This is a genomic window from Paenibacillus sp. PvP094 (assembly GCF_040546835.1).
GTDB lineage: Bacteria > Bacillota > Bacilli > Paenibacillales > Paenibacillaceae > Paenibacillus > Paenibacillus illinoisensis.
In genome coordinates this window covers 1,911,432-1,922,963 of record NZ_JBEPOM010000001.1, presented here as the reverse complement: position 1 = coordinate 1,922,963, position 11,532 = coordinate 1,911,432, and the positions used below count along the sequence as shown (strand labels likewise).

Annotated in this window: 11 protein-coding genes; all 11 read left to right on the top strand. The window is 50.2% G+C overall.

Features of this window, described 5'->3' with window-relative positions; all coding sequences use genetic code 11:
- Positions 1-118 precede the first annotated feature (118 nt).
- On the top strand, positions 119-1,345 hold the full coding sequence (locus ABIC22_RS08955) for an ATP phosphoribosyltransferase regulatory subunit (RefSeq protein WP_354480268.1): 1,227 nt from the start codon (positions 119-121) through the stop codon (positions 1,343-1,345).
- A 1-nt stretch (position 1,346) separates the two neighbouring features.
- The gene (gene hisG / locus ABIC22_RS08950; protein WP_127540628.1) at positions 1,347-2,006 is read left to right on the top strand and encodes an ATP phosphoribosyltransferase; all 660 of its coding nucleotides are present in this window, start codon (positions 1,347-1,349) and stop codon (positions 2,004-2,006) included.
- Between the two features lie 79 nt (positions 2,007-2,085).
- Positions 2,086-3,390: a histidinol dehydrogenase gene (hisD, locus tag ABIC22_RS08945; protein ID WP_127540626.1), complete on the top strand. Its 1,305-nt coding sequence runs from the start codon at positions 2,086-2,088 to the stop codon at positions 3,388-3,390.
- Positions 3,383-4,012 (top strand): imidazoleglycerol-phosphate dehydratase HisB, encoded by a 630-nt coding sequence (gene hisB, locus ABIC22_RS08940; protein ID WP_095292974.1) that lies wholly within the window; start codon positions 3,383-3,385, stop codon positions 4,010-4,012. Before hisD ends, hisB begins: the two co-directional genes overlap by 8 nt.
- 3 nt (positions 4,013-4,015) lie before the next feature.
- On the top strand, positions 4,016-4,642 hold the full coding sequence (gene hisH / locus ABIC22_RS08935; protein ID WP_354480263.1) for an imidazole glycerol phosphate synthase subunit HisH: 627 nt from the start codon (positions 4,016-4,018) through the stop codon (positions 4,640-4,642).
- A gap of 131 nt (positions 4,643-4,773) precedes the next feature.
- Complete coding sequence (gene hisA / locus ABIC22_RS08930; RefSeq protein WP_354480260.1) at positions 4,774-5,508, top strand: 1-(5-phosphoribosyl)-5-[(5-phosphoribosylamino)methylideneamino]imidazole-4-carboxamide isomerase; 735 nt, start codon at positions 4,774-4,776, stop codon at positions 5,506-5,508.
- A 27-nt stretch (positions 5,509-5,535) separates the two neighbouring features.
- The gene (gene hisF / locus ABIC22_RS08925; protein ID WP_095362053.1) at positions 5,536-6,297 is read left to right on the top strand and encodes an imidazole glycerol phosphate synthase subunit HisF; all 762 of its coding nucleotides are present in this window, start codon (positions 5,536-5,538) and stop codon (positions 6,295-6,297) included.
- Positions 6,290-7,018 carry a bifunctional phosphoribosyl-AMP cyclohydrolase/phosphoribosyl-ATP diphosphatase HisIE gene (hisIE, locus tag ABIC22_RS08920; RefSeq protein WP_154896759.1) on the top strand — a complete coding sequence of 243 codons (729 nt, stop codon included), beginning with the start codon at positions 6,290-6,292 and terminating at the stop codon, positions 7,016-7,018. The genes hisF and hisIE overlap by 8 nt, the downstream gene beginning before the upstream one ends.
- 11 nt (positions 7,019-7,029) lie before the next feature.
- Entirely contained in the window at positions 7,030-7,854 is an 825-nt protein-coding gene (gene hisJ / locus ABIC22_RS08915) for a histidinol-phosphatase HisJ (protein WP_354480255.1), read from the top strand.
- Between the two features lie 82 nt (positions 7,855-7,936).
- Positions 7,937-8,884 (top strand): ribose-phosphate diphosphokinase, encoded by a 948-nt coding sequence (locus ABIC22_RS08910; protein ID WP_127540618.1) that lies wholly within the window; start codon positions 7,937-7,939, stop codon positions 8,882-8,884.
- A 278-nt stretch (positions 8,885-9,162) separates the two neighbouring features.
- A complete protein-coding gene (locus ABIC22_RS08905; RefSeq protein WP_354480252.1) occupies positions 9,163-11,436 on the top strand; it encodes a helix-turn-helix domain-containing protein in 2,274 nt (757 codons plus the stop codon).
- Positions 11,437-11,532 lie beyond the last annotated feature (96 nt).

Here is an 11,532-nt window from a genome sequence, read left to right as displayed (position 1 = left end):
CATAGTCCCTTATTTAAGGGTAATAGAAGATGGAATCGGGATTTACGATACATAAATCCTACTTAAGATAAAGCTAAAGCCCATAAACCAAACTACTGACTCGGGGTGAATGATACCAATGTCCAAACCAAAAGGCTTCGAAAAACCGACAGGTTTTCGTGACTATACACCACTTGTGGTAAACAAGCTGAGAACGATTGAACGGAACGTATTGGAATGTATGGAACGCTGGGGTTACCGCCAGATTATAACGCCAACGATTGAATATTACGATACGGTGGGAGTGGCGAGTTCGACCTCGGATCGAAAATTGTTCAAACTGCTGAATAGCCGGGGAACTACACTTGTACTGAGATCGGATCTGACAGCACCCATTGCGCGAGTAGTATCTTCTCTATTAAAAGATGAACCGCTCCCGCTGCGTCTGTCCTATCATGCGAATGTGTTTCGTTCCATTGAAGAAGAAGCCGGACGTGAGGCCGAATTCTTTCAGACAGGTGTAGAGCTGGTTGGGGATGACTCACCAGAGGCGGATGCCGAAGTGGTTGCACTTGCGATTGCCTCGCTGCAGGCAGCGGGTGTGTCTTCTTTTAAAATAGCAATGGGACATATGGGATTTCTAAACGGTTTACTGGAGGAAGTCATTCCAGGACAGACCGCACAACAGGCCGCACTCAAAGAAGGGTTGCTCGGACGCGACTATGTTGGATATCGTCAGTCAATCGAGGAGCTTAATCTGGAACCCAAACCGAAAGAACAATTGGAAGCCATTCTGCGGTTGCGTGGTGGGAAAGAAGTATGTGCACATGCAGCAGAACTCAGCTCTAGTGCTGAAGCAGCGCAATCGATTGCTCATTTGTGTGCTGTCTTTGAAGTACTGGAAGCCTACGGTGTATCAGAACATGTACTGATTGACCTGACAATGATCGGAGACTTCTCCTACTATACAGGTATGACCTTCGAAGGGTATGCGGCAGAACTGGGATCACCGGTGTGCAGCGGGGGACGATATGACAATCTGCTGCAGCAGTTTGGCCGCTCGCTTCCGGCAACGGGATTTGCACTGAAAACGAACCGGATCATCGATGGAGTGCACGGCATTACGATGGAAGAGAACAAACCTGTGCTTATCCAGTATGACAAGGCACGCCGAGCTGAAGCACTGGCGGAAGCCGCCCGTTTACGGAGCGCCGGACAAAACGTGGTGACTAGCCTTTTATCGGATCATGAAGTAACCGAACCAGCAGCAGAAGTGGCTGCATCATCCGGTGGTAGCTCAGTACGTTCGGCAAGGGACGTCTACGATCAGGTTATCACTTATCAAGCTGAACAAGGAGGACGCTGAGATGTCGGATATTTTGAAGGTAGCCATGCCCAAGGGCCGGATCTATAAAAAAGCTTCCAAGCTCTTCCGTGAAGCGGGCCTCGATATTCCTGTTGATGTGGACGATACACGCAAATTGGTCATTGAAGTACCCGAAGCAGGAATGGAGTTCATCATGGCGAAGCCTGTAGATGTGCCAACATATGTGGAATACGGTGTAGCGGATATCGGGATTGTTGGTAAGGACGTACTGCTTGAGGAAAATCGGGACGTCTACGAACTGCTGAATCTGGGGATTGCACAGTGCCGCATGTCGGTTATCGGTCTGCCGGATTGGACACCGGGTATTCAGCAGCGTGTGGCAACGAAATATCCGAGAATTGCCTCTCAATATTTCCGCGAACAGGGTCAGCAGGTGGAAGTCATCAAGTTGAACGGCTCCATTGAACTTGCACCTCTGATCGGGTTAGCTGACCGGATTGTGGATCTGGTGGAGACGGGACAGACACTGCGTGAGAATGGATTGGTTGAGATGACAGGCATTCTGGATATCACGAGCCGCCTTATCGCGAACCGGGTGAGTTATCGGATGAAAAATGGACGGATTCAGGCATTGTGCGATGCATTGCAGCAGGTCATTCCAACGCCTAATGAATTTTCGGCAGGAAGCATTCAGGGATAAATGATCGGGCAAGAAGGGTTAGAGAAATGGATGAACACTTATGGCTGACAGAAAATACAGGGCCAGGGAGGTAGAAGGCATGAAAATTGTACCTGCACGGGAATTTGATCTGAAGCGTGAAGTGGATTACGGTACACCTGAGCAAAACGATACAGTCCGGCGCATTGTCAGTGATATCCGCCGGGAAGGAGATGCGGCCCTGCTGCGCTATACGGAGGAGCTGGACCGCACGAAACTGACTGCTGCCGGACTGCGCGTGCCGCAGGAAGAGCTTCAGGCGGCCTACGCTGCTGTAGAACCTTCCTTCGTGACGGCGATTCGGCAAGCCGCCGCCAACATTCGAGCGTTTCACGTGAAACAGAAACGTAATTCGTGGATGGATTGGCAGCCGGACGGCAGTCTGCTGGGCCAGGTCATCCGACCGCTGAAGCGGGTCGGAGTGTATGTACCTGGCGGCAAAGCAGCATATCCTTCGTCAGTGCTGATGAATGTCATTCCGGCACAGGTTGCAGGTGTGCCGGAGATTGTTATGGTGACGCCGCCGGCAACCAATGGCGGCGAGGGAATTGACCCGTACATTCTCGTAGCTGCCGCGGAAGCAGGCGTGAACGAGATGTACCGGGTTGGCGGCGCGCAGGCTATCGCCGCCCTGGCTTACGGCACAGAGAGCATTGCCCCGGTCGACAAGATCTGTGGACCGGGTAATATCTACGTGGCGCTCGCGAAGCGCGAAGTCTACGGCGCGGTCGATATCGACAGCATCGCCGGGCCGAGTGAGATTGTGGTGCTCGCCGATGATACGGCGAACCCGGTGTATGTCGCCGCAGACTTGCTGTCGCAGGCGGAACATGACGAGATGGCATCGGCCATTCTCGTCACGACCTCGGCCGTGCTGGCGGAAGCCGTGCAGGCCGAAGTGCAGCGCCAGCTTGAGGCGCTGCCGCGGAAGGCGATCGCCGCTGCTTCCGTGGAGCAGTATGGTGCGATTATTGTGGTCGATTCCATGGATGAAGGAATCGACGTGGTGAACCGGCTTGCACCAGAGCATCTGGAGATTCTGGTGCAGGAGCCCATGGCTTATGCCGGCCGGATCGAAAATGCCGGTGCGATCTTCCTCGGCCCGTACAGCTCGGAGCCGGTAGGAGATTATTTTGCCGGACCGAATCATATCATTCCGACAAACGGAACTGCACGGTTCAGTTCTCCGGTAGATGTGGATGACTTTATTAAGAAATCAAGTTTGATATACTACAGCAAGGAAGCGCTGCTTCAAAACGGAGCGGCTATCATAGAACTGGCCCGCCATGAAGGGCTTGAAGGGCACGCTCGTGCAATCGCTGTACGGTTAGAACAGGAAGGGAAGGCGGAATCGGACAATGGATAAGCAAAATAACGGAGTAGAGCTTGAAACTACAGGTGCTGTGCGCCAGGCAGAGGTTGACCGCAAGACGAATGAAACCAATATTCAATTGGCATTTGCCGTAGATGGTACAGGGCAATCGACGATTGAGACGGACGTCCCTTTCCTCAACCATATGCTCGATCTGTTCACGAAGCACGGACAATTCGATCTGAATGTACAGGCGCGTGGTGACATTGATATTGATGATCATCACACCGTTGAGGATATCGGAATCTGTCTGGGACAGACCCTTCGCGAGGCGCTCGGAGATAAACGGGGCATCAAGCGTTATGCGAGCGTATTTGTACCGATGGATGAGGCGCTCGCTCAGGTTGTCATAGATGTCAGCAACAGACCTCACTTCGAGTATCGTGCAGAGTATCCATCCCAGCAAGTGGGCAGCTTCTCGACGGAACTGGTGCATGAATTTCTGTGGAAACTGGCGCTGGAGGCGCGGATTACGCTGCACGTCATTGTTCACTATGGCCAGAACACACATCATATGATTGAGGCCATATTTAAAGCATTGGGACGTGCACTGGATGAAGCAACGATGATCGATCCACGTGTAACGGGTGTGCCTTCCACGAAGGGAGTGCTGTAGACGATGGCGATTGCAATTGTCGATTACGGTATGGGGAACCTGCACAGCGTCGGCAAAGCGGTCGAACGTCTTGGCTATGAAGCGCTGGTGACAGGTGACAGGGAAACGATTTTACAGGCAGACGGGGTCATCCTTCCTGGCGTTGGTGCATTTGGTGATGCCATGGAGCACCTGCGGGAGAGTGGATTGGACGCTGTTGTGAAAGAAGCGGCAGCTGGAACAAAACCGCTGCTTGGGATCTGTCTGGGCATGCAGCTGCTGTTCAGTTCCAGTGAGGAGCATGGGGAGCACACCGGATTGGATATCCTGCCAGGTAAAGTGGTGCGTTTTGCAGCAGGAGAGCTGAAGGTACCTCATATGGGCTGGAATCGGCTGGAGTTCCTTCATTCGGAAAATCCTCTCTTTGAAGGGCTTGAAGCCGGACATGTTTATTTTGTTCATTCCTATCATGCACGTACCGAAGTGGAAAGTAATCTGCTGGCAGTAACGGATTACGGACAACCGGTGACAGCCATTGTGGGAAGAGGAAGCAACTTCGGCATGCAGTTTCACCCGGAAAAGAGCGGTGAACTGGGCATGAAGCTGCTCGGAAACTTCCTGGCTTTGACAGGCAAGCCTAATCAGGGGTAAATCGGATTTCCCGGCAGGAGAACCGTTTAGGTTGAAGCTATGCAGGATAGGCAGCCCCTATCCTACTTTTAATAAGCAGTCATACTCATATAGATGGATAAACAAATAAAGAACAAATCAGGAGGCCTTGTATGTCATCTTTTATCATATATCCGGCAATTGATATCCGGGACGGCAAATGTGTAAGACTGGTGCAGGGGGATTACAATCAGGAGACGGTATATAATGATGACCCTGTACAGGTTGCCCTTTCCTGGGAGAAGCAAGGTGGTACATACGTTCATCTAGTCGATCTGGATGGTGCAAAGGCGGGTCACCCCGTCAATGACGAACTCATTGGTCGCATTGCATCCGCAGTGAACGTGCCTGTTCAGGTAGGCGGCGGGCTGCGTACCGTAGCTGATGTAGAACGCTTGCTGGGTCTTGGTGTGAGCCGGCTCATTATCGGAACAGCAGCTATTGAAGACCGTGCATTTACCGAAGAAGTGTTAGGACGTTATGGAGATAAAGTGGCGATCGGTATCGATGCCCGAAACGGTTATGTGGCTACTCGCGGCTGGCTAGAAACATCTGAGGTGCAAGCTGAAGTACTGGCGAAGGAACTGGCGGCATTCGGTGCCGAGACGTTTATTTTCACCGACATTTCCCGTGATGGAATGATGCAGGGGCCCAATGTGGAAGCCATTGTATCACTCGCCAAGGCGAGCGGACGTAATGTTATCGCTTCCGGAGGTGTAAGTGTGATGGATGATCTGCTTCGCCTCAGCCGTCATGCGGATGATGGAATCGGAGGAGCAATCGTTGGTAAGGCGCTGTATACCGGCAGTATCGATCTGTCCGAAGCGGTGCACGCAGTCAACAAGTAAAGGAACTGGATAGAGAGGAAGAGGAGTATGCTGGCAAAAAGAATTATCCCCTGTCTGGACGTTAAGGACGGCCGGGTTGTCAAAGGCGTTAACTTCGTGAATCTCCGCGATGCGGGTGATCCGGTCGAGCTGGCGGCACTGTATGACCGTGAAGGTGCAGACGAACTGGTATTTCTCGATATTTCAGCTTCTGTCGAAGGTCGCGAAACGATGGAAGAAGTGGTACGGCAGACCGCTGGCGAAATTGCCATCCCCTTTACTGTTGGTGGTGGCATCTCCAAAGTTGAAGACATGAAGCGCATCCTGCGTGCGGGTGCAGACAAAATCGCAGTCAACACGGCTGCTGTGCTGAATCCCCAGCTGATTGCCGACGGTGCTCGCCGCTTCGGTTCCCAGTGTATTGTAGTGGCCGTAGATGCCAAGTACAATGAAGCCTGGGGAGAGTGGGAGGTCTACACTCACGGGGGACGGAAACCTTCAGGAATCAAGGCGCTCGAATGGGTGAAACAGGCTGAGGAACTGGGAGCCGGCGAAATTCTGCTAACCAGCATGGATGCGGATGGAACCAAAGATGGATTCGACCTGAAGCTGACTGCTGCTGTATCCGAATCAGTACGAATTCCTGTCATTGCTTCAGGCGGTGCGGGTAAGGAATCTCATTTCTACGACGTGTTTACTGCTGGCAAAGCAGATGCAGGACTTGCTGCAACGATATTTCATTATAAAGAGATCGCTGTACCGGCGTTAAAACAACATTTGAGAGAACAAGGGGTGGAGATCCGTGAGTAATGTAAGTAACGAGATCAGGGAGCGCTTATCCCTGGAGCAGGTTGTAGAGCATATCCGCTGGAGTGATGGTCTGGTCCCTGCGATCGTGCAGGATGCCGAGACACGCCAAGTATTAATGATGGCTTATATGAACCGGGAATCATTGAAGTTGTCGCTGGAATCGGGAGAAACCTGGTTCTGGTCGCGTTCACGCCAAGAGCTGTGGCACAAAGGCGCTACGTCCGGAAACGTACAGACGATTACCTCACTGAAGTACGATTGTGATGGGGATACGCTGTTGGTAGAGGTTAAACCAAACGGTCCTGCTTGCCATACCGGTGAAGTGACCTGTTTCCATAATGAAATTGTGGGACTGCCTCAGAAATCGACAGAACAATCCGGAAATGAGACAAACGCAGACTCTTCGGAATCAAGAGCCGAAGGCCGCTTTGACGTACTTGCTGAACTTGAATCCGTCATTGCCAAACGTGAAGTGGAACGACCGGAAGGTGCATATACCACGTATCTGTTTGATAAGGGCGTTGATAAAATATTGAAAAAAATCGGTGAAGAAGCGTCCGAAACGATCATCGCCGCCAAAAATAAAGATAATGACGAGCTTCGACTTGAGGTCAGTGATCTGATGTATCACCTGCTCGTCCTATTGCAAGAGCGCAAACTGCCGCTGGACGACATTATGGCTGAGCTGAGCCGTCGTCATGAACGGCCACGCCGCGATTAGGGGGTGCTCTAATGCGCATTGATTATCACACTCACCATGAGCGCTGCGGTCATGCTGTCGGCAAGCTTGAGGCTTATGTACAGCGAGGCGTGGAGATTGGACTGTCCCAGATTGGACTGTCTGATCACATGCCTTTGCTGCATGTAGATCCAGCGAATTATTATCCCGAAATGGCCATGCCCATGGAGGAGCTGCCTCGCTATGTGGAAGAATGCTTCTCGCTAAAAGAGCGGTACCGCGGACAGATCGAGGTGCGTGTTGGCCTTGAAGGGGATTACATCGAAGGATGGGAGTCCGAAATCCGGTCAATTATTGAACGTTATCCTTGGGATTACATCATCGGTTCAGTTCATTTCCTTGGGGAATGGGATATCACCGACTTCCGTCAGACCCATCAATGGGAAGGCAAAGATATTTTAGAGGTATACCGTCAGTATTATGATGCTGTAAGTAAAGCTGCCGCTACAGGCATGTACGATATTATGGGGCACACTGATGTTATTAAGCGTTTTGGTTTCAATCCCTCACCGGAGCAGACGGAAGAGCGTATTGCACTGGAGAGTGCTGCTCTGCAAGCCATTGCGCAGAGTGGCTGTGTTATGGAGCTTAATGCGTCGGGATTGTCGAAGCCTTGTGCTGAGATGTTCCCTAGTCGCCGGATGTTAACAGAAGCTATTAAGCTGGGTATCCCGCTCACCCTTGGTTCTGATGCCCACGACCCACTTAAACTGGGTGAACATTTGCCTGAAGCCGAGCAACTTCTGCATGAGCTGGGTTGCAGGGAGGTGGCTGTTTTTGAAGGCCGCCGCCGCTCTTTCGTTCCTTTAAATGTATAAGGCAGTGGGGTATAATGAGGTTAGGAAATAACCTTGTTCAATAAGGGATTATATAGGGAATCTAACCCTCGGGAGGGGCATTATGCAACATTCGTTACGTATTTTTTCCGGTTCATCGAACCCCAAGCTGGCAGAACAGGTATGTGACAAGCTGGGTGTACAGTTGGGCAAAATTAAGCTGTCCCGGTTCAAGAGCGGAGAAATATACGTTCATTACGAAGAAACCATCCGTAACTGTGATGTGTTTCTGGTCCAGTCACTGTCTCATCCGATTAACGAGCTGTTTGTCGAACTGCTCGTGATGATTGATGCAGCCAAACGGGCTTCTGCCCGCACAGTGAACATTATCGTTCCCTATTACGGATATGCCCGTCAGGAGCGCAAGTCTGCACCACGTGAGCCGATCTCGGCTAAGATGGTGGCAGATGTCCTGACGACAGCCGGTGCAAACCGGGTAGTTACGATTGATTTGCATGCAGCAGCGATCCAGGGCTTCTTCAACATTCCTGTCGATCATATGACATCGCTTGATCTGATAAGCGAGTACCTGCTCAGCAAAGGCATTGAAAATCCGGTGGTTGTATCCCCGGATGCAGGACGGGCATCCATGGCGGAGAAGCTGGCCAATCGGTTGGACTCACCTTTTGCCATTATGATCAAAAAGCGGCCGAGCCACAATGAATCCATCATTACACATGTGATTGGAGATGTGGAAGGACGCACGCCCATTATCATTGAGGATCTCATTGATACAGGGACGACGATTTTGAATGTGGTGGAAGGGTTGAAGGAACGCGGGGCCAAAAATGTGTATGTGTGTGCGACACACGGTCTATTCTCGGGTAATGCGCTAACCAAGCTTAATCATCCATCCATAGCCGAAGTGGTTGTCACAGATTCCATTGCGCTGCCTGATGACCATCCGGAGTGCTTCAAAGTCCTGCCTGTTGCGCCAATGCTGGCAAGAGCCGTTCGCATTATTGTGGATGGAGGCTCCATGGCGACATTGTTTAAAGATTCGGGCATCTGAAGTGTTCATGGAAATTTGCTGATCCGTGTTTGAGTAGTTAACTGCTCAGCACGGTTTTTTGTTTTTTATCTAAATTATATATGAACTGCTTGATGCTATAATTCCCTGCTTGGCTGCTCTGAAGCTTGTGCTATAATAACATCAAATTGCATCTATCGGACTTATTTGGAGTTACCCGAAAACGCCACAATCAGAGCAAGAATGAATGAAAATGTGATAAATAATAGGAGAACCACAGCTGATGTACATTAGCTCAGTGGAGTGAGGAGTGGGGTCTATTGTCCCGTACTTGGTATTATCGGTTACTCTTTTCGTATTTCCCTATTTTTTTTCTTACCGTGACCATACTCATTTTTATTGCTTTTGTGTTCATTAACGATATCTCCCGAGAAGAAACGAGAAAAGCGGACCGTATATCCGCCAGTTATCTGGTAGATAATCTTGATCGTACTATACGTGATATTGAACTGTCGGTGACGGAGGCCGTACAGAGTGAGCAGGCGTATAAGCTCTACTTCAACAATCCAGGTCAGGCAAGCAAGGAAACCGTCTATACCATCGCGCAGAGTTTGCGTGAACTGACGAATTCCTCCTCTTGGATTCAATCGATTTATTTATATGATAAAAAGAATGATAGCGCTTTAACTTCAAGCGGAGCACGAGAAATAGAAGGTTTTGCAGATCAATACTGGATTGAACAGATCATGTCTGGTTCCCTTGCTCCCGGATGGCAGCCCGTCCGCGTATATGATGTGGAGTCGGTTCAGCGTACCCCAATCCGGGTGCTCACGGTTAATAAAGACATGCCGTTACCCTTTGGTACCGATGGTGTATTGGTCATTAACATCAAGATGAGCAGTATTGAGCAGAGCATCGACAGCATGGTGAATGGACAGCTTTCCTTCATGACTGTTACGGATCAGAAGGGTCAGGTTGTATATAATGCCCACTCCGACAGTGAAGGCGCTCATGGGGGACAACCATTAAATACACTTCACCTCGAAAGGCTTGGTTGGACGCTCCATAGTGGTATTAAGGCAGGCAATCTCTTTGGCTGGGTATCGGTCATTTCTTATGTATGGGTGTTTATTGCTGCCCTGACCGTTGTCTGTGCCATCATTTATATTGTCTATATTACTCGCCGCAATTATAAGCCTATTCAGATTATCATGAACCGAATTGAGGCCCATCAAATTAGAGCATTGGAGCAATCAGGGTCAAGTGTGGACGAAATGAAGCTGATTGATGGCGTGCTGGAAAATCTGATTAATCACATGATGGATTATGACGAGAAAAGCAGGGAAAATGCGCTGCTGCAGCGGAGCAAGCTATTCAACGATCTATTGCAAGGTGACAATCTGGATCGTGCCACGGAACGATTAAAGGAGCTATCACCGTTAACGGATACGGATCAGTCATCACACTTTACCGTTGTACTGGGAGAAATCAATCGATATGAGAAGGGGTTCCAGGAACGATATACGCGCGGTGAGCAGAACACGCTAAAATTCGCTCTGATGAACGTCTTGCAGGAGCTCACTCGTAACACAGGAATGCAATGCTGGATGGAGTGGGTGAGTGCGGACCGAATTGCGATCCTGTTTCAGTCCCTGGAACCAAGTGAAGATATGACTGACCGAATCTGTGCAGTTGCAGAAGAGTTCAGGTCTTGGGTGGAACAGAATCTCCGTATTTCGCTTAGCTTCGGAATCGGGCCGATTGCCAGAGGGGTAGGAGCAATCCGTGACTCATATACAGCAGCAGAAGCCGTAATGCAGCGCAAGCTCCTGATGAATGGAGATGTGGTTCTGGCCGGGGCTGGTGAAACCTCTCAGCAGTTGCTGGAAACCTACACCTACTTGCAGATGATCGCCGATTTTGTGAAGCGATTCCGAATGTCGAGCGGCCAGTGGCGTGAACTGCTTGAGGAGATTTTTACTGCCTTCGAGCACAACATGCTGCCCGATGAAGATATTCTCTCTCTTCTAGAGGCCATGCTGCAGATGCTTCGCCGCGAAGTGGCCATGATGTCAGAGGAGCTGCAGGAGAAATTATCCGAAGAGAACTTGAATCAGTGGTTAAAATCGATGAAGGAAGCGAAGACGCTTGAGGATGTTAAATCCATGCTGTTTGATGATCTGACCGAACTGTTCCGAACCTATGTATCGGTGACCGAAACCAAGAGTTACAGAGCACTGGTCAATGAGATGAAAACATACATTGAAGAACAGTTTGCGAATCCGGATCTTTCGCTGAAGCATCTGAGTGATCGATTCCAGGTTTCGGGCAAGCATGCAAGTTATTTATTCAAAACAGAGTTTAACATGAAGTTTGTGGATTTCCTGACCGAGCTGCGGATGAAGGAGGTTGAACGACTTCTGGTCCACACCGATCTTTCGTTGCAGGACATTGCTCTGAAAGTGGGGTACGCCAACGGAATTACCCTTGGACGTGTGTTCAAACGGGTAACAGGGATTACACCAGGTGATTATCGCCGTTTGAAGCGTGAGCATCCCGCGAACAATTATAAAGAGAAAGAGTCGAGCGGCTGACTACATCAGGACATGTATAGGGCGGAATTCGTGCAGGCGCTCTCCGTCAGGAGAGCATCATGCACGAATTCGCCCTATTGCTGTTGTAGCATAACA

What these genes read in the sequence shown, in the direction of transcription:
- ABIC22_RS08955 (WP_354480268.1), top strand. Translation starts at nt 119, where the DNA reads ATGTCCAAACCAAAAGGCTTCGAAAAACCGACAGGTTTTCGTGACTAT.
- hisG (WP_127540628.1), top strand. Translation starts at nt 1,347, where the DNA reads ATGTCGGATATTTTGAAGGTAGCCATGCCCAAGGGCCGGATCTATAAA.
- hisD (WP_127540626.1), top strand. Translation starts at nt 2,086, where the DNA reads ATGAAAATTGTACCTGCACGGGAATTTGATCTGAAGCGTGAAGTGGAT.
- hisB (WP_095292974.1), top strand. Translation starts at nt 3,383, where the DNA reads ATGGATAAGCAAAATAACGGAGTAGAGCTTGAAACTACAGGTGCTGTG.
- hisH (WP_354480263.1), top strand. Translation starts at nt 4,016, where the DNA reads ATGGCGATTGCAATTGTCGATTACGGTATGGGGAACCTGCACAGCGTC.
- hisA (WP_354480260.1), top strand. Translation starts at nt 4,774, where the DNA reads ATGTCATCTTTTATCATATATCCGGCAATTGATATCCGGGACGGCAAA.
- hisF (WP_095362053.1), top strand. Translation starts at nt 5,536, where the DNA reads ATGCTGGCAAAAAGAATTATCCCCTGTCTGGACGTTAAGGACGGCCGG.
- hisJ (WP_354480255.1), top strand. Translation starts at nt 7,030, where the DNA reads ATGCGCATTGATTATCACACTCACCATGAGCGCTGCGGTCATGCTGTC.
- ABIC22_RS08910 (WP_127540618.1), top strand. Translation starts at nt 7,937, where the DNA reads ATGCAACATTCGTTACGTATTTTTTCCGGTTCATCGAACCCCAAGCTG.